Origin of the sequence: Blautia sp. AF32-4BH (assembly GCF_003460565.1) — a bacterium.
Classification (GTDB): Bacteria; Bacillota; Clostridia; order Lachnospirales; family Lachnospiraceae; genus Fusicatenibacter; species Fusicatenibacter saccharivorans.
The window spans coordinates 67238-86176 of sequence record NZ_QTVL01000007.1; the positions used below are offsets into that span (position 1 = coordinate 67238).

General features: G+C 45.6%; 22 protein-coding genes. 3 read left to right on the forward strand and 19 right to left on the reverse strand.

The annotated features are described in order from the left end of the window. Positions 1-28: 28 nt before the first annotated feature. The 4 genes from mobQ to DWZ44_RS10230 form a co-directional block, all read right to left on the reverse strand. Positions 29-1609 (reverse strand): MobQ family relaxase, encoded by a 1581-nt coding sequence (mobQ, locus tag DWZ44_RS10210; RefSeq protein ID WP_117804809.1) that lies wholly within the window; start codon positions 1607-1609, stop codon positions 29-31. Positions 1610-2290: 681 nt separating this feature from the next. Continuing rightward, a complete protein-coding gene (locus DWZ44_RS10220) occupies positions 2291-2587 on the reverse strand; it encodes a DUF3847 domain-containing protein (protein ID WP_097786106.1) in 297 nt (98 codons plus the stop codon). Further along, a complete protein-coding gene (locus DWZ44_RS10225) occupies positions 2580-2921 on the reverse strand; it encodes a DeoR family transcriptional regulator (RefSeq protein WP_117804810.1) in 342 nt (113 codons plus the stop codon). The genes DWZ44_RS10220 and DWZ44_RS10225 overlap by 8 nt, the downstream gene beginning before the upstream one ends. Continuing rightward, a complete protein-coding gene (locus DWZ44_RS10230) occupies positions 2918-3106 on the reverse strand; it encodes a hypothetical protein (RefSeq protein ID WP_117804811.1) in 189 nt (62 codons plus the stop codon). The genes DWZ44_RS10225 and DWZ44_RS10230 overlap by 4 nt, the downstream gene beginning before the upstream one ends. A 483-nt stretch (positions 3107-3589) precedes the next feature. Here DWZ44_RS10230 and DWZ44_RS10240 point away from each other — a divergent pair, with 483 nt between their 5' ends. Further along, complete coding sequence (locus tag DWZ44_RS10240) at positions 3590-4396, forward strand: helix-turn-helix domain-containing protein (protein WP_117804813.1); 807 nt, start codon at positions 3590-3592, stop codon at positions 4394-4396. Between the two features lie 93 nt (positions 4397-4489). Here DWZ44_RS10240 and DWZ44_RS10245 read toward each other — a convergent pair whose 3' ends face one another. The 10 genes from DWZ44_RS10245 to DWZ44_RS10290 all read right to left on the reverse strand — a co-directional run bounded on the left by DWZ44_RS10245 (position 4490) and on the right by DWZ44_RS10290 (position 12484). After that, the gene (locus tag DWZ44_RS10245) at positions 4490-5791 is read right to left on the reverse strand and encodes an MATE family efflux transporter (protein WP_003020289.1); all 1302 of its coding nucleotides are present in this window, start codon (positions 5789-5791) and stop codon (positions 4490-4492) included. Continuing rightward, positions 5784-6218 (reverse strand): MarR family winged helix-turn-helix transcriptional regulator, encoded by a 435-nt coding sequence (locus DWZ44_RS10250; protein WP_009274453.1) that lies wholly within the window; start codon positions 6216-6218, stop codon positions 5784-5786. The genes DWZ44_RS10245 and DWZ44_RS10250 overlap by 8 nt, the downstream gene beginning before the upstream one ends. Before the next feature lie 116 nt (positions 6219-6334). Further along, on the reverse strand, positions 6335-6712 hold the full coding sequence (locus DWZ44_RS10255; RefSeq protein WP_009274452.1) for a TnpV protein: 378 nt from the start codon (positions 6710-6712) through the stop codon (positions 6335-6337). After that, positions 6672-6944, reverse strand: coding sequence for a helix-turn-helix domain-containing protein (locus DWZ44_RS10260; RefSeq protein ID WP_009274451.1), 273 nt, complete (start codon positions 6942-6944; stop codon positions 6672-6674). The genes DWZ44_RS10255 and DWZ44_RS10260 overlap by 41 nt, the downstream gene beginning before the upstream one ends. A 155-nt stretch (positions 6945-7099) precedes the next feature. Continuing rightward, complete coding sequence (locus DWZ44_RS10265; protein WP_097786389.1) at positions 7100-7258, reverse strand: Maff2 family mobile element protein; 159 nt, start codon at positions 7256-7258, stop codon at positions 7100-7102. Positions 7259-7353: 95 nt separating this feature from the next. Further along, positions 7354-9189, reverse strand: a complete 1836-nt coding sequence (locus DWZ44_RS10270) for a VirD4-like conjugal transfer protein, CD1115 family (protein WP_117804814.1) — start codon at positions 9187-9189, stop codon at positions 7354-7356. Then, a complete protein-coding gene (locus tag DWZ44_RS10275) occupies positions 9176-9565 on the reverse strand; it encodes a PcfB family protein (protein ID WP_442857710.1) in 390 nt (129 codons plus the stop codon). The genes DWZ44_RS10270 and DWZ44_RS10275 overlap by 14 nt, the downstream gene beginning before the upstream one ends. Before the next feature lie 133 nt (positions 9566-9698). After that, the gene (locus DWZ44_RS10280) at positions 9699-10412 is read right to left on the reverse strand and encodes an antirestriction protein ArdA (RefSeq protein ID WP_117804816.1); all 714 of its coding nucleotides are present in this window, start codon (positions 10410-10412) and stop codon (positions 9699-9701) included. Continuing rightward, entirely contained in the window at positions 10412-10753 is a 342-nt protein-coding gene (locus tag DWZ44_RS10285; protein ID WP_117612918.1) for a DUF7768 domain-containing protein, read from the reverse strand. Before DWZ44_RS10285 ends, DWZ44_RS10280 begins: the two co-directional genes overlap by 1 nt. Positions 10754-11035: 282 nt before the next feature. Beyond that, on the reverse strand, positions 11036-12484 hold the full coding sequence (locus tag DWZ44_RS10290; RefSeq protein ID WP_117804817.1) for a ParB/RepB/Spo0J family partition protein: 1449 nt from the start codon (positions 12482-12484) through the stop codon (positions 11036-11038). A 522-nt stretch (positions 12485-13006) separates the two neighbouring features. Between DWZ44_RS10290 and DWZ44_RS10295 the strand changes: the two genes are divergently transcribed. Then, positions 13007-13552 (forward strand): GNAT family N-acetyltransferase, encoded by a 546-nt coding sequence (locus tag DWZ44_RS10295; RefSeq protein WP_117804818.1) that lies wholly within the window; start codon positions 13007-13009, stop codon positions 13550-13552. Between the two features lie 12 nt (positions 13553-13564). Continuing rightward, complete coding sequence (locus tag DWZ44_RS18070; protein ID WP_147342474.1) at positions 13565-13810, forward strand: hypothetical protein; 246 nt, start codon at positions 13565-13567, stop codon at positions 13808-13810. Between the two features lie 141 nt (positions 13811-13951). On the opposite strand, the gene DWZ44_RS10300 is transcribed toward DWZ44_RS18070, so the two are convergent. From DWZ44_RS10300 to DWZ44_RS10320, 5 genes are all read right to left on the reverse strand, one after another. Then, the gene (locus DWZ44_RS10300; protein ID WP_117804819.1) at positions 13952-15193 is read right to left on the reverse strand and encodes a Shedu anti-phage system protein SduA domain-containing protein; all 1242 of its coding nucleotides are present in this window, start codon (positions 15191-15193) and stop codon (positions 13952-13954) included. A gap of 63 nt (positions 15194-15256) precedes the next feature. After that, complete coding sequence (locus tag DWZ44_RS10305; RefSeq protein ID WP_243002059.1) at positions 15257-16741, reverse strand: hypothetical protein; 1485 nt, start codon at positions 16739-16741, stop codon at positions 15257-15259. A gap of 45 nt (positions 16742-16786) precedes the next feature. Continuing rightward, complete coding sequence (locus DWZ44_RS10310; RefSeq protein ID WP_117804820.1) at positions 16787-17443, reverse strand: hypothetical protein; 657 nt, start codon at positions 17441-17443, stop codon at positions 16787-16789. 67 nt (positions 17444-17510) lie between these two features. Then, entirely contained in the window at positions 17511-18038 is a 528-nt protein-coding gene (locus DWZ44_RS10315; RefSeq protein WP_118700105.1) for a hypothetical protein, read from the reverse strand. Between the two features lie 70 nt (positions 18039-18108). Continuing rightward, a complete protein-coding gene (locus DWZ44_RS10320; RefSeq protein ID WP_117510917.1) occupies positions 18109-18888 on the reverse strand; it encodes an ATP-binding protein in 780 nt (259 codons plus the stop codon). Positions 18889-18939: the final 51 nt, after the last annotated feature.

An 18939-nucleotide genomic window follows, 5' to 3' on the forward strand; every position in this document is an offset into this window, starting at 1 on the left:
TTCTCAATCTGAAAATGGCAAGTGCCTGTTAAAGTTCCATATCCTGTTGTTTGTGTTTCGTCTGCGCCGGGGCGTTTTTCTGTGCTTTCTTCTCGTCAGCCTTATCCTGCAAGACTTCTTTGAGGGGCTGCTTCTTGGGCGGCTCTTTGCTTTCCTCTGTGCCGGGTGTGGCTTTCCGTACCCAGTAGCGGATGTCCCGCAGCTTCTTCAAATCTTCCTGCACCTCGGTCAACGGTACTTTCAAGTCTGCGATTTCGCCCACAAGCTTCGCCTGTTCCTGCAAAAGCTCCTTTTTCGTGCTGTCCTTATCATCCGGGTGCTTGGCAAGGTAGGCACTGGCTTTCTCAAACCGGGCAACCTCCGGGTGTTCCAGCTTGAATTTTTCCTTAGTTTTCTTGAAAAATATCTTCTGGTATTTCTCATAAACGGGCTTACATTCCTTACAGTCCGTCCGGGCGGCAAGGATAGCGTCAATCACGTTGCTGCGGGTTTCCTTTGGCTTCATCTGACTGCGGTAATCTGCGGCTGATTTCCCGGAAGATTCCAGAAATACTTCTAAGTCCTCCACAGTAGAAAGCCCCTTTTGACGGAGATAGGACAGGGCTTCGCTGACTGCCTTTAAGTCCTGTGAAGTCCCCCGGTTCTGTCCAGCCCTTGTCCAGTCCTTCCGTTCTTCCTTTCGTATCTCCATATACTTCATCAGCAGATTGGGAAGAAGTGTCGCTTCCTCCGCCGCCTTTTGTGCAAGCAGTTCTTTTCGTTTTTCTCCCAGCTCGGTAATCCAGCCTTTGAGGTTTTGGATAAGCTGCCGGATGGACTTCATCAGGCGGTTGGCGGCTCTGATTTCCCGGTTCAGGTTGCCGATATTCGTCTGAATACCTCGCTTTTCCATCTGCCGGACAGCCGCTCCCTCATGGACAGTAGGGATAATATCAAGCCCCTGTCTGGCATAGGAACGCAAGTCCACACGCTCCGGGCGGTCATTGGCTTCCAGATAGCGGTTCTGGATGACCTCCCATTCATGCCGCCAGATTTCACAATATTTCTGGTCGTTCCAGTCCACCGTATCCTCCTTGTGGCTTTTCCACCTGCCAGATGGCAGCTTTATCCGTTCCCCATTCTCGTCAAAGTCATAAACCTTGCGGCTCTTGGGAAGCCATTTCCCATGTTCGTCCATTGCCCTCATAGTGAGCAAGACATGGGCGTGGGGATTGTGTCCCGGCGGATGGGGGTCATGGATGGCAAAATCAACAATCATGCCTTTGGAAACAAACTGCTGCTGGCAGAACTCCCGGACAAGGACAGCGTACTGGTCAGGCGGTATTTCTCTGGGAATGGTAAGCACCCACCGCCTTGCAAGCTGAGAGTTCCATTGCTTCTCCACCGCTTCGGCGGCGTTCCATAAGGTATTGCGGTCTGCATATTCCTGTGGGGCATTTGCCGGGAGCAGGATTTCATTGTGGACGATACCACGCTTTTCTGGGTAGTGCTTCACTTGCTGGTCGTATTCACAGAACAGCTTTTCGCCGCTTTGGTAAGCAGCGGCGGCAACCGCAGACTGTCGCTGGCTGCGCTGAACAATCGTGATTTCGTTGTGTGGGCAGGGCATTTCGTGTCCCTCCTTTCGGTAATTGGTGGATGGGGTGGCGTTTTACCACCTCATTTTGGCAGAAAAAAAGCAGGAGACCTTTTTCAGATTTCCTGCTCGGTGTGCCGCTGTGAAGGCGGCGGATATTTAGCTGTAAAAGTTCGGGACAAGTTGACCCGATGTGTGGGTGGCAAACTTGAATTTTACGATTTTTTGTTTTTCAAAAAGTCAATAGTTCTTTTCACGATAAATACGATACATATCAAACCTACAATCCCACAAACAATAGAGTCCTTTAAGTCTGCAAATCCTCCTGTGTACTGCATTGCATAATAATAAACCGTCCATATCAGTATCAATACGAACACACTAATACTTAACCAATAAGACTTTTTCTTCATCTAATTTTCCTCACATTGAACTTCCGATTAGTCGTTGACTTCATTATACTTTATTCGACCGTCAAAGTATAGAGAGATTTTGTAAAACTTGTCGGCTGGGAACAACTTGCAACGCAAGGTGTCCCCAGCCGACAAGTCCACAAAAGGGTAGCTGGCGGCAGCCAGCGCAGGGGAAGCGTAGCGTCCCCTGTTTGATTTGGAGCAGACCATGACTGCGGAAAATCACAGCCCTCCGGTGAGGAGCCTTCGGAGAACGCAATGCACCAACCTCTGGGTGGTGTATAATTGCGCCCTTAGTAAACTAAGGGGTTTCTGGCTTCTTCCGTTCCAGCAGTTTTTTCAATAATTCCTGCGTGTCCTGTCTGTGAAAAATGAGTTTCAACAACAGCATGACATCATCATCTGTCAGGCGTTCCGGCTCTTGCAGAAAACTTTCCAGCATACCGCCACGGGTACAGAGCCGGTGCGTCCGTTCCTTTCGGGTAAGCTGTTTCAACTGGTGCTGCAATGCCTTTTCATCATTGATGGCTTTCCGCAGTTTCTTTTCGCTTTTCTCCAGCTCCCGGTTGAGCTTTTCCAGCTTTGAGGTATCAGGCAAGGGCAGCGTCCCCCTTTCCCGGTATCAGCACATAAATTCGGTTTGGTTCTCCAACGCCCTGACGCACCCGCATGATAAGTCCGGCGGTTTCCAGTTCATTCAGAGAACGCTTGACCGTCATAGAGCTGCGGGACAAGACTGCGGCAATGGCTGTAACAGGGAAGCAGACAAACAGGATTCCGTTTTCGTCCTCCTGCCCTTTGGATAGCATAGCGTCCAACATCCGGCAGTACATGACCTTTGCGGTGCTGCTGACTGGAAATCCTGTCAACGCTCTGGGAAAGGGCATACAGGGCGGCAATGGTGTGTCTATCGTCATAAATTCAAAATTCATTCGGTGTCTTCCTCCTTTTTCCTTGCTCGTTTGGATAAATAACGGGGGCAGTCAATCACAACCGCCCGGAAGCTCTGCTTGCACCCATGCTGGCATTTCCGGCATAATTCGTTGTAAGTGACACGCCCCCGGTCATTGAGGTAAAAGGAAAGCTCATACTTCCTCTTTTTGCTCATTCTCGGCATATTGCGCTTCCTCCCGTTTTAGTGTATGGTTTCGGGGCGATTTTCGGTAAAATTACAGCCATAGAGCCGCTTAAAATCTCCCGAAGTATCAGCGATAGGGTAGACTGTCCCCCTATCAGATTGTTGTGTTTCGGTATCATTTCGGTGTCAGTTCGCCAGTTCTCCCCGGTGTCGTTCCTCCCCTGAATCTCACAGCGGCGTATCGCTCCCTTTGGTACGCTCGTTTTGGTCAGGGTTCCTCCATATCCCTGCCAAAAGTCATGGCGCTACATCGCCGGGGAAGCATATCCCACACAGGCTGGTCATTCGATTGGAATAATCCATCGATGAACTACCTGTATCATAGAACATTTTTGTGCCCTGTGCCGTATGTCCACAAAGTAGGAATTAAGGGTAAAAATCAGAAATTTCCACGATTGCGGAAAGTGTGATATAATCCAGTTAAGCGGCAGCAATGAAACCGCCGGAAAGGAGTGTGCGCCCATGAAAGGAGCAACAAGCATACAGGAACGCCTTTGGGAACTCCGCAAGGACAAAGGCTTAAATCTGGAAGAACTATCAAAGCTGACGGGTATTTCCAAATCTGCTCTCGGAAGTTATGAAAAAGAGGATTTTAAGGAAATCAATCATGGCAACCTTATCACGCTGGCAGACTTCTATGGGGTTTCCGTTGATTATCTACTGTGCCGGACAGAGAACAGGGAGCAGATCAACACGTCATTGACGGAGCTGCATTTGAATGATGAGATGGTTGCTCTCCTGAAAAGCGGTCGGATTAACAACCGTCTGCTCTGTGAGCTTGCCACACATAAAGATTTTATCAAGTTTCTTGCAGACATTGAGATTTATGTGGACGGGATTGCCACCATGCAGATTCAAAATCTCAATGCACTTGTCGATACCGTCCGGCATGAAATCATTGAACGGTATCGCCCCGGCGAAGATGACCCGCATTTGAAAGTGCTGCAAGCCGCCCATATCAGCGATGATGAATATTTCAGCCACATGGTTCTGGATGACCTCAATCTCATTATCCGGGATATTCGGGAAACTCACAAAAAGGACAGTGAGAGTGCGCCCCAGACCACCGTTGCCGATGAACTGAAAGAAAATCTGGAAGCGGTCGAAAATTTCAAGGGCAGTCGGGATGAAAAGCTCGTTGTCCTTTACTGCAAGCAGCTCGGTATCAACTATAAAAATCTGTCAGATGAAGAATTTCGCTGGCTCATTCGGATTCTCAAAAAATCAAAGAAAATGGGAACGCCTATCAGCCAAAGGAAAAAACGGTAAAGAAAAACCGCTGTTGCATGGTTTGTTAGCTTCCATGTAGCAGCGGTTTTTACTGTGGTTATTCAGTTGAAAATCAGAACGATAAACTGGAAGTTATCGATTTCTTTGTGCGCTGTATCTAACGGACAGCACAATGCTTACTGATGCGGTAATGACCTTTGCAAATACGGCGCTCCACCAAATCGTGATTTGACCGCCAAACACCGGCGGCAGCATCAGCATCAACACCAGCATGATGATGGGTTCGATAAAGGTCAGAACATAGGACAGCACACTTTTTTCGGTTGCGTAGAAAGCCGCCGCGGAAACTCGTGTGATGGCGTCAAACGGAACCGACACAAGGAAGATCGGCATGACCTTTATGACCCCTGCGTTTACCTCGGCAGATGAACCGAACAGTAGTCCAATCTTTCCACGGAGCAGGTAAATCAGAATCGCACTGATTACCGCCAAAACCATGGAAAATTCATACGCCAGCGTTTTGGTTTGTTTGAGCGATTTTTCTTCGCCTGCTCCGTAGAACTGACTCATGAGCGGCTGGCTACCATCACCGACACCCTGCAAAAGAAGATAAACAATGCAGATGATATAGGAGATACAGGCATAGGTGGCGATAGCCTCCTGTCCGCCATAATAAACCGAAAATCGGTTGATGATCACAAGAGAGATATTTGGGGCAAGGGTCAAGCCAAATGGAGCAAGTCCGATTTTTAATATCTGAAATGCCGTTTTCGGGGTATCAACAGGTGCGATTTTCAGAGTGAGGTTCTTTTTGATGGCGCAATACACGAGTGCAACCGCCATGGTAACTCCCTGCCCAATAATGGTCGCCAATGCCGCACCGTACATGCCCCGTCCAAGAACCCACACAAAAGTATAGTCAAGAGCAACATTGGTAGCAAAGCCGCAGATCATAGCGATCATTGCCCACAAAGAACCGCCGTAATTACGCATAAACGGAACCAGTCCGGTGCCGAACACCTGTAAAATCGCTCCAAGGGCAATTACCTTGATATACTCATTTCCCAGAGTAAGCAACTCGCCCGATGCACCAAGGGCAGAAAGGATTTTCTCTGAAGTGAAGAAAACGGTGACAGTCAGGACAGCGCTGAAAAGAAGCATCAGCCATGTTGCACCGGCAACGAACTCCCGTGCTTTTTTCTCATTTCCTGCTGCTTTCAGAATGGAGTATTTGACTGAACCGCCCATTCCGATTCCTGTCCCTACGGATTGCAGGACCGCCGTGATGGGATATGCAATGTTGATTGCGGAAAGTCCGGCATCCCCGATTGAGTTGCCTACAAAGAAACCGTCAACGATGGCATACACCCCGGAAAGCGCAAAGGATAACACGGACGGAATCACATACTGAAAGAAAGTCCGCTTGTTATTCACTGCCCAGACCTCCTCTCAGCTCTCTTTCAAAGAGAAGATTGAAAAGGTCAAGAATTTCACACATGGCTTGGAGCCGTTCGTTCCCGATTGTTCTATAAACCTTCTCCTCGGCTTTTCGTAAAGGCGCAATCATTCTGTGGGCGTATACCTGTCCGCTTTCAGTCAAGACGATCCGCTTCTCACGTTTATCGCCCTCGCTGGCCTCCAACAGTAAATAGCCCTTCTTTTGAAGTGCGCTCACGACCGTATGAACCGTCTGTTTTTGCATACCGAAATTCTCTGCGATCTGCTTTTGCGTCAGTTCTCCCATGGATTCCAGCGCATACAGCACCATCATTTCCGGGTATCCGATGCCAAGTACTGAAGCTGCTTTTGTATATAGCGCAGTGCTTTTCGCCCACGCAACGTTAAAATGATTGTTTTCCATAAGTCCTCCTCTTACAAATAGTATTTACAAATACTATTATAGTATATTGTAAGGACTATTGTCAAGGGCGTATGGAGCAAAAAATTCTTATTTGTCATAATCATTCTACCATACCGTTATGAATAAATCATCTCTTGCAAAATAATTTCTTCTGCCCGGTTGTGAATGTTATTGCAACGCCGCACCCATTCCATTTGTTGGGTTCGTTTCAATTCCTCGGTCACGCCCTCGGCATCTTTCATCTGCTCCATGATGGTGTCTAACCGTTCCTGTGCCTGTTCGTTCAGGTCTGCAAGGTATGTCCATAACTCCCCTGTCAAGGTCAAGGTGTTCAATTTGGCTGGGTGGACTTCTCTTAAATACTCCCGGTGCATCCGTCCGTACTTTCCGATAGGGCGATGTTCCTCCGGCAGCTTCAAATCTGGGATATAGTAATCTCCGACAAGGATATAATCAATTCCGTTTTCCGTTATTCTTGGTTTCAATTCGCTCATGCTCCTTACCTCCTGTGGAAGCAGGCTCGTCTGATACTAACTCAATCACATCGGTAATCTCACAATTCAGCGTTTCGCAGATACGGGCTAATGTATCCATGCTGATGTGCTTTCCCTCTTTGCTCATGTTGGCAATCATATTCGTTGTCATACCAGCAGCAAGCCTTAAATCTTCTTTTCTCATATCACGCTCTAACAGTGTATGCCAGAGTGGTTTATAGCTGATGTGCATATTGCTTTCCCGCCTTCCTATCCATACCACCGGGGCGGCTGCCCCGGCAGGAACTTTTCTCTTATTATAGCACCAATCTTGTGAAATCACAATTTATTCTTGTGGACTGCCGCTGATACCGTCTGGATTGTGCTTTTCCTTTCTTTTTGTTCCCTTTAATTAGCCATGAACTGCTTCATGCCCTGGGACTTGGAGCCCGGGTTATCCGAGCCGTAGCCCTCCAGCAGATTAACCACGCCCCACACGCCAAGGCCAGCACCGAGAGCAATAACGAGGGTCTGTAAAGTGTCGATTGCAGATGAGAAAAATGCCATATAAGCCTCCATTTCTCCGGGATTTTCCCGGTAACAAAAAAGCCGCCCATACAGGCGGCAGGTTACAAACTTCGGGACACTTTGTCTCGAAGCGTTTATGCAAAGGCGTCTGGATCGTCGATGTCATCATAGTTGAGGATGTCCTCGTCCTCTTCCGTGAGTGCATCGTCCGGCACAGTCACCTCATACATCGTACACGCCTCGTTCAGCCGGGGCCGCCTGCGGCGGTTAATGAGCCTGTCGAGGTCAAAAGCGTTTTTCTGTTTATCGGCCTCCGCCGTATAACGGTAGTTCGGATGCCGTTTCAGATCATACTTGGGAGAGAAAAACGGGGGCAGACCCCGAAGCTGCAAAATACATTTGTCTCCCGGCATGGTTGCAAGTTCGGCTGGGGTCATCAGTTCCCGGCCCAGCCGCTGGGTATTTTGACTGTAGCTTTCCGACTGGCCACGGGAGCGGCTGTCGGTCTGCATACTGATTGTGGCTTTTCCCAGCCAGTTCTCGGATATTTCCTTGATGGTGCTGGCTTCGCGGCCACCAAGGAACACCACGCTGTCCATGTTGCCGAGGATTGTCTCGGCGTGCTTATCGTAAATGGCCTTGCATTGTGCCAACTGCTGATACAACAAGCACAAACTCACCTCACGGGAGCGGATGACCGCGACCAGCTTTTCGAGCTGGGGCACCTGTCCCGTGTTGGCTGCCTCGTCCCACAGCACCCGTACATGGTGCGGCAGGCGGCCACCGTGAACATTGTCCGCCCGTTCACACAGGAGGTTGAACATCTGCGAAAATGCAAGTGCCACTAAAAAGTTGTAGGTCTGCGTGGTATCGGAAATGATGAAGAATACCGCCGTTTTCCGATCTCCGATGCGGTCAAGCTCCAATTCGTCATAGGCCATGACTTCACGAAGCTGCGGGATGTCAAAGGGAGCCAGTCGCGCACCGCAGGAAATCAAAATGCTTTTTGCCGTCTTGCCGCTGGCCAATTTGTACTTTTTATACTGTTTGACCGCGAAGCAATCCGGCTTACGCTTTTCGAGCCCGGCAAACATATAGTCCACCGCGTTCATAAAATCCTCGTCATCCTCCTTGACCTCCATGCCGGAAATCATATCCACAAGGGTATTCATGTTCCGATCCTCGGCAGGCCCCTCGAAAATGATGTAGGCAATCAGGGCGCAGTACAAAAGCGTTTCCGATTTTGTCCAGAATGGATCGCCTTCCTTGCCTTCGCCCTTGGTGTTGGAAATCAGAGCATCCACGAATTTCAGAATATCGGCCTCGTTGCGGATATACGCCAGCGGGTTATAGTGCATGGATTTTGAAAAATCTATGCTGTTGAATACCTTGATTTTGTACCCGCGTTTTTGTAGGAAACCCCCGACCTGTCCCAGCACACCACCTTTCGGATCGACCACCACATAAGAGGAATGAGCCTGTAAAAGCTGGGGCGTAAGCCAGAAGCGGGTTTTGCCGGAGCCGGACGAGCCGATAATGCAGCAATTCAGGTTTCTGGCATTTGCGGGGATTTTCGGGCGGGTGTTCATCGTGAGAAACTCTGTCCCGGTCAAAATCACGTTGTTTTCAAACCTTGGATCAACAAACGGTTTGATGTCTTTTTCCGTTCCCCACCGGGCGCTGCCATATTCTGCATCCCGCCGAAACTTCTTAGCGTTCTTGCTTTTGAAATAGATCAGCAGCCGGAAACCAACTGCGCCTACAATACCGACAAGCCAATCCAGCGGAGCAAGACCGGGTGCAAAGTCAGCAAAGGCCGGGCCAATCGTCTGGCCCAGCCCGATGAGCTTATGTGCAAAATCGTTACCCGCCGCCAGCCGGTAGGCTGTCCCCAGCTTGAGGAACGCCCACAGGATGAACAGATAGGGAATGTTCGGAATGAGATATTTTCTGATCTTATCTGTCCTCATGGGCCACCTCCTTTGCACGTTCTTTTTGTTTCGGCTTTTCTTTGGAAAGCTGATCTGCCGCCTGTTTCAGTTGTTCCCGGATGGGAACACGGTTCGATTTTGCTTTGCTTAACATCTTCCGGGAGTATTCGGAAAAGCAGGCGGTCATCGCGTCTGCCTGTCCAGCCTTAAAAAACAACAGGTATTTGTCCGGCCCGGTTTTATAGAACGCATAGTCCACATTCCATTTCCGGGCCACGCGGTCAAAGGACTTGACACCCCCGGATAGCTCAATGCTGTTTGTGGCTGTGCCGTGGGCCATGAGCTTTCGCACACTTTGTTTGCCATGCGGTACTTGCCTTCCACGGTATGCCTTGCGGATCTTCCGGCCCACCATGCCCAGCACATACGCCAGTCCCCGCGCTGTCAGCTTGGTTGTTTTTACAGATATGGCTATCGTGCGCCGGGAAATATCTTCATCAATCAGTTACACCGCCTCCTTCCTTGGGACAATTTGTCTCGAAGTGCAATCACCGATCCCCACGGTCTTTTTTCTGCATTTGACGGTAGCCCTCCAAAGAAGAACCGTCTATGATTTCCTGATAAGCGGCCATTTGCTCCCGGATAGAGAGCTTTGGGAAAGAGAACACCTTATGCTCCTTGGGAATATCCTGCAAGCCGTGATACACTTCCACGAAATGATCGCTTTCTTTGACAACATAGCCGCTTGGGGCAAAATGGCCGTTTTCGTGGATGCAGGCATCCCGGCCATACGCCTCATAATCGAAATACGGTTTTACCTGATCCGGCACATCCAACATTTCCAGATCGTCCACATAAATACGCCCCAGCGTTTCCTCATCGGATACGCCGGGGTAAAAGCCGTAACAGTCCAGATTTTGTGTCAGATTGATGATGTCCCGCACCGAAGAACAGTGATCACCGCTGTCGAGGACGGCCTCCAGTGTTTCCAGCTCCGATGAGGTAAGCTCGGAAAGCAGGCAGGCCAGATGATTAAGCTCGTCCAGATTTTCATACTCGCTCAAATGGTCATAGAGCCCCAGCACATCCCCATCGAAAGAGGTAATAAAAATTTCCTGATAGCGGACGCCATCCACGCCGATCCGTTTCAAGAGAGCCTCCACCTCCTGGGCGGTTGTGGGAAATTTCAGTGTTTCACCCACGAGCTGGCCCTCGCTGTACTTTCCGGCGTTGGTAACGTAGGCTTCAAACAGGGTTGCCATCAGCGGTGGCCCTGTCCCTTGACGGTCAGGATGCCCTCAAGGGTTGTTGCCGTAATTCCCAGCCGCTGGGCCACGGCAATATCATTTTTCATGGCTTCGGTCATACTGTGCCCGCAGACAACCAGCACATGAGAACGGCGGAGCAGGTCACGACTCATGTCGATGCCGCTTTTATGCTCCTCGGGAACGGCATCGTTGAGAAACAGGGGCAAGTACAGGGGCGGGCAAATAGGAGAAAAGCCTGCCTCATACACGGTGCGGCAATACTGCGCCGCCAGTTCTGCGTTTTCACTATCGCCGCCGAGCCATGCAGCGGTGATATAAGCAAGGGGTCGTTTCATCGTTCATACCTCCGATATTTTAATAAGAAAGTTCAACCCAAACCCCACGCCCTTTCCCAGTCTTGGGAAAGGGGGCGGCTCTGGAGGATATACCCCCGCCGCTTGCCGGGAAATAGCACAGCCGGGGCAGACCGTCAAGGGCGAGCCGCCGAAAACGGCGGTGCGCTGCACCCTTGACGGCCCACTCCCGGCTGTACTAAAAAACAGGCGGCGACGGGGGATATATACCACCAGAGCCTCTGCGCGAGGGCGGGGCCCTCGGGACAAAGTGTCTCGAAGTTGTTACTTGTCAAGTTCCTGCTTTTTCGGTGCTTTCGCCAGCTCCGGCGGCTGTTTTTCTTTCCAGTCATCCAGCAGGGACATAATTTGTTCTTTCATTTTGGCGGGAGTTACCTCCTTGCCAAAATACTTTTCCAGTTCCGCAGTAGAAATAATCACGCCTCGATCCTCCTTTTTCTGTTCTGATAAGATGCCGTCAATGACATCGCCGTTGAGCTTGCCTTCCTTATCCAGCTCCCGGAGCCGTTTAGCTTGGGCCAGCGAGGGCGAAGCCTGCTCCCCGTCAATGGAAACAGCAATAAGCCTCTGATTTTTCGGTTTGATGTAGGACAGCTCCACGGCAGGCATAAAGCCCATCTTTTTATCGTCTACCTTATCCAGAAGCTCCGGCACAAGGGAGTTGAGCCGCAAGTAGCGCATGACTTTTTTATAGTTCATCTCATGCGCCTCGCCCACAATCTCAACCGAGCGTTTTCCAACATCGCCTTCCGCAACGCCTTTCAGCCGCCCGCCTTGATGCTTAATGTCCTCAACCTCAAGTTCCAGCAGCGCGGCCAATTCACTGGGGAGCATCCCGTCACGCTGCTTGTTGCTGTCCTTCATGGCCTGCACCGCTTCGTGGTCGGTCATTTCACGGACAATAAAGGGCATTTCCTCCAGCCCCGCCAGTTCACTGCCGTGGGTACGGCGATGGCCCGCTACAATTTCATATCCGTTTCCGTCTTTCTCCGGGCGGGCAAGACCGGGAACCATTACACCGTTTACGCGGATAGAAGCAACGATTTCCTGCATCTTCGCATCGTCCCGTACCTTAAAGGGGTGCGGACGGAATGTGTGAAACGGATGAACCTCGGAAAGTTTCAGATAAACCAGCTTGCCTTCCTCAACCGGGCGGGGCGGTGTGGTCGGCTCGGGAGCCGTCTGTTCCGCAGTGGCAGTTTCCTTCGGTGCCGTATCCTGTGCGGGCTTAATGGGCTCCTTGGCATCCGGGGCCTTTCCGTCACTTCGGGACACTTTGTCTCGTTTGGACGGCTTGGGCTTGTCAGGGGCCGTCTTATCCGCCTTGGGTGGGCGGCCCTTGCGGGCCCCAGCCGATTTCTCCGATTTCTGATTTTCAGTCGCAGCCTTTTCCGCTTTCGGCGGACGGCCACGGCGCGGCTTTTTCGGTTCCTCCGTATTGGCGGGCTGCGGTGTTTCTCCGGGGGCTGCCGCCTCTGGCGTTTCGGGGGTTTCCGCCTTTTCGACTTCGGCACGGGCGTTCTGTCTCTTTTCTGCCGTAAGCTCATTGATTTTGTCAAAGGACACAACCACATCGCCGGGCTCAGGTATGGCAGGCCCGGTCTGTTCCTGCTGGGGTTCAGATGCTGCGGCCTGTTCGGGTGTGGCGATAGGCTCGGCGGCCTCCGGGGAAATATTCTCCGCAGGGCCAGTATTCAGTTTTTCATCGGCCATTTACGATCCTCCTTTTCGTTAAAGTTGCACAAATTTGAACGCTAAAATTTTGTAGTTATTTTTGTGCCTCCTTTCCGTCTATCCACGCAAAAAAGCCGCCCGTTTTTCATACCGGACGGCTTTTTGCGTAATGTGATAGATCAAATATTATTTTTTCTGGTTTGTAGGCTCCGAAAAGCCTTGTATTTACAGTGTTCCTAATAGGAAGTAATCATATGAAATATAAAGAGAAGATCTGTATGCGTTAATAACGCACGCAGGGTTTGATATAGGGGATAGGGATTACCCCATATCTAATAGAGAAACTACCGGTAAAGGCATGGAAATGTCTTACATTGCCACTAATAATCCACGCATATTTGTGCTGAAGTTTAAGATATAGTGTTTTTAGGTGAAGCTGATCACGCATGCCAAATTAGCATAAAAAAGTAAGAATTCTAATTATTTTTATGGATTTTAACACAAATGATCTGTCTTGGTAAAATACAGACTATTAATTAAACCAAAAGAAAGGGTGAAGATATGGCAGAGCTTCAATATAAATTGATGACATCTGCGGTTAATAACTTTGATTGTGGGAATTCTGCGATTAATGAGTATGTTGAAAATTCCTATTTTGCCACACTGCTGCAACAGTGTTATGCATATGAAATTGAATATAAGTCACTCGTAGTGGGATACTATATGATAACCTTTCGGGATGTCGCTTTTTATGATTGTATTTCAGAAATATCTGATTATCAAATTGATGATTTTGGAGAATTTCTTCCCAGTTTGTATATAAATTATCTGGCAATAGGAACAAAATATCAAAAGAATAAAATTGGGACAAAAACATTAGAAAAAATTATTAATGAAGCACGGCAATGGACTGATTTTTTACCAATTCGTTTTATTACCCTGAATGCAGTACCTGAAAAAGTGGACTGGTACAAAAAAATTGGATTTAAAGAGATGGGCAAGAATATTGATGCGGTAAATACATACATGTATATTGACCTTATTAAGGACAGTCAGTATGTGAAAAATTATTTTGAACAACAGACCGCTGACTTATTAGGGTATTGAAAGGAGAATATTATGCGCAATACTGTTATGACAGGTCCCATTATTTTATCTAAGGAAGATTCTTCACGACTTCGACAGAATATTCTTCATCCGACCGTTGAGTATCTTCAAGAACAAGAGCGTTATTTTGAAGAAATAGCTTCCAGTATGATTATCCACAAAGAAGGTTCTAATACAAGAGTAGAATTTAAAGATCTGGATCTTTCTAATCTTGATTTAATGATTGAAAAAGAAAAGAATGCGGCACCAGTACAGTAAGGCGCTGGTGCTGTCTACCTTCTCCACACCCTCACGGGTACTGATGTAGTTCATGTAATTGGCAAGATGTGAAGGTGGGGCATTCTTTAAGTAGTTGCATCGTAATATTATTTTAGGCATTTATCCTCCTTGCTAAATTCTTTATTGATAGAATTGGGAAACTACTGTGTCAACTAAGTCATCATACGTAACTATTTCCACATCCGTATAATCTGATTTAATTTCTATCCATTCATCGCATTCAAAATCATTTCTTCGTCCTACAACCAAATATCTTTTGGGTTTATATACTTTAAATCCATATTTCTTCTCAAACCACCTTCTGTTATTAGGATCTTCAAAATAACTTCTATATACTCTTGTCTGTGCGATGTATGAATTAATCTCTGCACTGAATTGTTCACGGTTATTTCGTCCAACTACAGTATTTCTTTTAACTTTTGGTAATTTGAACTCTACAATATCCGCATATCCATTTGCTCTAACAACAAAAAAATCTGGTATAATTTCGTCTTTTTCCTCACTCTGCCACTCGCACTTAACTTGGGAATGTACTCCGGTTCCCATAAATCCCATATTAAGAATAAAGTGATTTTCTTGCTGTGCTAAAAATGAGGTAATAGTTGGCTCCGAATTCTCAGAGTTACCAAACAACTCGATAAACCTATTAATTTTAGGCAGCTTATCATATTTAAAATCTGCGGGTTCCGGATACTGATAAAAGAGGTCAGCTTGCCATAATCTGTCATATACTTCCAAACTAAAACCAATCTCATCCAGTTCTCCTTCTTCTGGCTCATTATAATGACAAGGGATAAAATCAATCCACTTTATAATTCTGGTTTTTAAATCATCATCTTTTGCATCAAAAAACATGCCATTAATTAGTCTAACAAATTGTCCCTCTACAATATCAAATCCCTGTGAATTGAAACTTACCATACTATTTTGAGCAGCAAAGTTCCATTTTAAGTCAATCAGCTTATCTAATCCTGCATTTGTCGGAACCATTAAATCTTCATATATATCAGAGTATAATGGAAATGTAATCCCGCTAGTTCCATCAAAAGTAAAGCCAATTATCTTTTCAATAACTTGCTTTGAAGTCAAATCTTCTTTTGTGAAATCACGGACAACAATCATTCTTTCAGATTTTTCCACAATATTTTTTACATATGGATTACCACAATACTCTATGGCAATAAATGTCTTACTAAAATAAACAGCCATACTTTCAGGATTGAGAATAAAGCAATTCACATCCTTATAATCGATATTGTTATCTTTAATATATTTATACATTCTTCCCCAATAAACTTGAGAGATTGCTGTCAATACTTCTGAAACCAATTTTCCATAACACCCTATACTATTATCAAGCATATTTACCTCCGCAGTATTTCGAATTAATATATCCTATTTTACCACAGTATTAAAGGAATTTCATTATACCTCCAACTCCTTTTCCATTCTTTTTGCTATTTTCATAAAATAGTCTCTGTCTTCAATAAAGTGCATATCTCCAACAGCATCACAATCGTTCAAGACATGTAAAACACTCGTAACCTGAGCATTGCTGTTCTGATTAGTAACTAATGCTTTTACTACCTTTTCAAACTTTTCTTTACCGTTCTTATATGTAGCCAGCATCATCTCCAAGTCTTCTATGGTCATGATATAACATCTGCTGTCATCAACAAATATCTCTGGTATCGAAGACATCACTATTTGCGTATTCGTCATACTCTCATACAGCAAAAAAATTTTAATAACCGGCTTTTGTCCCTGATATTCCTTTTCAGACATTTTAAGTTGTTCATGTGCTTCTAAAATATTTCTTTTGTAAAATGTATCAATCTGTTGAACATCTGGTGCCTGTTGCTTTGCCTTTATTCCAAGCAGTCCTGATTTCAATTCAAACAAGAATACCGCATCCTCAAATTCTACAAAGAAATCCGCACTCTTTTTGTCTTGTTCTGGGATTTTGTGCCACATATCTTCTGTCAGGTAAATCTCAGCCAGTTCCATAAAATATTCTTCGAACATTCTGCCAAAAGCATTAATGAACCCGGTTCCCTTACCATTCTTATAATAATAATCTCGAATTAACCAATATAAACCATCTGCAAAGAGCATCTGTACCAAATACATACTGACCATAATCGGCTCTTTGTTCTTTTGAGTAATCACAAAAGGTTTGCTATAAAACAATTGTTTCTGTATTGGAGACTTCCTTACATCATCATATGTAACAGAATAATAATTAATAATTTTCTCCAAATTCTCTTTAGTGAGTATGCTGTTTGCCCCGTGCTTATATAAATCATCCTCTGCCCCTAACGGATCGGGACGCTCACTGCATAACCACAACAAATAAAGTACATTGGTCATAAACTCGTCTGCACTCATACCAAACAATTCTTCTGTAATTTCATTTATATCTACAATCTCATCCCTGCTAATTTTACTTGAGCCAAGCAAAATATGATAATTTCGGCTAAAGCTCTGGTATGTCCATGCTAAATTCTGATACTTAAACTGTTCATATGTCATGCCCATCATAAACTTAAATATATCAGGCAATTTTGCATCTTTGATATATTCGCTATTGGAATGCTCATTCTCATATCCTCTATACAAATTTACCACCGTACCAGCCTTTTCTCTTGTCATAATTTCTTTTCTGTAATCATTTGCACTGACTATAGAGACATACGCCATATTTTGAATATCCCATGCTGACAACATTACCTGCACTTGCCGATGTATAAATCCATGTAAGATAGCATTCAATGGAAATGTAATACTACACTTTAATTCATCTTCTGACTTATTTTGCTGATTCTTATATAGTTCGATTGATATTTCTGAGAAAAAATAGATAAAATCTCTTGTCGAATAATTCTTAATAAAACTCACAAAATCTTTCAATTAGTATCCACCTTTCCTATGCATCTTTTCCACCACTTCATACTTTTAGTAATAGTTTTCCTCTGCCTCTCCAAAGAATACAGACGCTATGTACTTAACAATATAATTAAAAAAGAATATTGCTGTTTCCTCAAAAAATACAAATAGAAAAACCCCTATTCCTTGTATAGCATATATTTCACCGATGATAGACAAAATAACTGCTTCTGCGCATAAAAAGATTATTTCAAACAAATCTGTCTTCTTTTCTTTACAAATCCAAAACTTATATGCCATAACAGCCATTCCACTTGTTACTATTGCACCAAAAATAGTTCCACCTATTTCTTGGAATGAGAGCATTGTTAATAAAACACTTTTTAAAATCAGTAATATGCTTTCTGTACTTCCTCCAGTGTCTTCACAACTTTCTGCCAAACCATATACAATGTAGACAAAAGTCAAGATAAAAACCATCACTCCCGTATTACTATCTAATTCATAGGAATTCAAGCCCGACCACAATATTGTTAGTCCGAAAATAATTCCGATATCTCTTAAGATTACTTTGACTCGCATTTCTGAATCCCATATTTTGTATTTCAATAATCCAAATCGAAATGCAAATCCTAGTCCTGCTGGTATCCAGTACCATGATACACTCCAAATCCATTCCCATCCGCGCATTATTATCTGATTAAGTAATTCTTCAATTGCACTCATCCGATCACTCCTATCCTATGTTGCCGAAAGAGGGTCTGGCCCCAGATATCTTACTAAATATCCCGCCTTATAATGCGAAGTCTGCGATGCAATCATCTATCATGGCATGCATCGTGTAGTTTTTTACTCGGAAGTCTTTTAGTACTTTTTTAACTCTTTTTCTATCCGCATCGGAAAAACAGCTGACATGCCACGATGCATTTCTTTTTCTCTGGTCATGCCCGTAGTCAACATAATCCATATAATCCAATATGGAATGACAGCCTTCTGGAATTGGAACACCATATTGTTTTGACAATTCGTTCAACACATTTTGAGTTCTTCCTGCCTGCTCAAGCCAAAATCTCTGCATTACAGCATCTTTCGCATCTCTTTCCGAATATGGCAATGTGTCTTTATCTTCATTTGCAAAGATGTCTTCTACACTTGGAAGCATACGCCTTCTGTGGTGCGTAGCATACTGAAAATTTCGCACCATAAAATCCAAGAAGCACTGCTCACCGCCATCTTTCTCAAAAGATTGCAAAAGGCCTAGATTGATGTGTCCTACAGCAGACAATTTTTCATAATTGCATCCACATTGCATATTCCGCAAGAACTGCGCATCCGTTCCAGAGGAACGGAGCGCCATTCTGCTTTAAACTGAGCAAAGCTCAGCACGTTTATTAGTTACCATTATTTACTCTGCGATCCCTGCCAGGAAATTCAAGACGATATGCCTTGGATGTCATTCGGCTTAAGCAGGCATCCGCATAGGTGGAATCCCCAAAAAGTTGATACCATCCGGATACTGGAATCTGAGAGATTATAATAGTTGCCTTGCGGCAGTCTCTGGACTCGATGATTTCAAATAAATCGCGGCATTTCTCGATGTCCAGATCCATTAAGCCGAAATCATCTATCACCATGAGATCATAAGCTGCCATTTCATTCGAATACTCAAAGTAAGTACCTTCCTGCCTGGCATGATCTGATTCCTTTAAGAGTGTGTTCGCACGTATGTATTTAACAGTACGGTTCTGATGCATTGCTGTGATACATAAGGCGCAGGCGATGTGCGTTTTCCCAGCACCGGCCCCTCCGGTCATCAGCAGGTTATTCGGCTCATCGATCCAATCACACTTGGCCAGAAGTTCTATGACGTGTGTATTCAGCTGACGTTCTGGATCATAGATTGAACTGTCAAGATCAGCTGCAGGATATTTCAGGGTCGCTTTCTTCATGAGACGTTTAAACTTTTTACTCTCACGCTGATCCCACTCCTGATTTACAATAGCAGCAAAGCGGACTTCAAATGGTTCGAGACCTGTGTTTGGTTCCAGCAGCTGCTTTTCAAATGCTTCAGCCATACCGGACATGCGAAGTTTATACAGCCGATCCATGAGTATGTTCTGTTCCTTTGTGAGTTTATCGTTATAAAGATAATCTTTTAATCTGTATGCCATAGTACGTCACCCTTACTTATAGTAGTCCTTTCCTCTGATATTTTCATGGTT

Bases quoted from the DNA above. Each gene is read 5' to 3' on its own strand.
- mobQ (WP_117804809.1), bottom strand. From the start codon at position 1,609: ATGCCCTGCCCACACAACGAAATCACGATTGTTCAGCGCAGCCAGCGA.
- DWZ44_RS10225 (WP_117804810.1), bottom strand. From the start codon at position 2,921: ATGAATTTTGAATTTATGACGATAGACACACCATTGCCGCCCTGTATG.
- DWZ44_RS10230 (WP_117804811.1), bottom strand. From the start codon at position 3,106: ATGCCGAGAATGAGCAAAAAGAGGAAGTATGAGCTTTCCTTTTACCTC.
- DWZ44_RS10240 (WP_117804813.1), top strand. From the start codon at position 3,590: ATGAAAGGAGCAACAAGCATACAGGAACGCCTTTGGGAACTCCGCAAG.
- DWZ44_RS10250 (WP_009274453.1), bottom strand. From the start codon at position 6,218: ATGGAAAACAATCATTTTAACGTTGCGTGGGCGAAAAGCACTGCGCTA.
- DWZ44_RS10255 (WP_009274452.1), bottom strand. From the start codon at position 6,712: ATGAGCGAATTGAAACCAAGAATAACGGAAAACGGAATTGATTATATC.
- DWZ44_RS10260 (WP_009274451.1), bottom strand. From the start codon at position 6,944: ATGCACATCAGCTATAAACCACTCTGGCATACACTGTTAGAGCGTGAT.
- DWZ44_RS10265 (WP_097786389.1), bottom strand. From the start codon at position 7,258: ATGGCATTTTTCTCATCTGCAATCGACACTTTACAGACCCTCGTTATT.
- DWZ44_RS10270 (WP_117804814.1), bottom strand. From the start codon at position 9,189: ATGAGGACAGATAAGATCAGAAAATATCTCATTCCGAACATTCCCTAT.
- DWZ44_RS10275 (WP_442857710.1), bottom strand. From the start codon at position 9,565: ATGGTGGGCCGGAAGATCCGCAAGGCATACCGTGGAAGGCAAGTACCG.
- DWZ44_RS10280 (WP_117804816.1), bottom strand. From the start codon at position 10,412: ATGGCAACCCTGTTTGAAGCCTACGTTACCAACGCCGGAAAGTACAGC.
- DWZ44_RS10285 (WP_117612918.1), bottom strand. From the start codon at position 10,753: ATGAAACGACCCCTTGCTTATATCACCGCTGCATGGCTCGGCGGCGAT.
- DWZ44_RS10290 (WP_117804817.1), bottom strand. From the start codon at position 12,484: ATGGCCGATGAAAAACTGAATACTGGCCCTGCGGAGAATATTTCCCCG.
- DWZ44_RS10295 (WP_117804818.1), top strand. From the start codon at position 13,007: ATGGCAGAGCTTCAATATAAATTGATGACATCTGCGGTTAATAACTTT.
- DWZ44_RS18070 (WP_147342474.1), top strand. From the start codon at position 13,565: ATGCGCAATACTGTTATGACAGGTCCCATTATTTTATCTAAGGAAGAT.
- DWZ44_RS10300 (WP_117804819.1), bottom strand. From the start codon at position 15,193: ATGCTTGATAATAGTATAGGGTGTTATGGAAAATTGGTTTCAGAAGTA.
- DWZ44_RS10310 (WP_117804820.1), bottom strand. From the start codon at position 17,443: ATGAGTGCAATTGAAGAATTACTTAATCAGATAATAATGCGCGGATGG.
- DWZ44_RS10320 (WP_117510917.1), bottom strand. From the start codon at position 18,888: ATGGCATACAGATTAAAAGATTATCTTTATAACGATAAACTCACAAAG.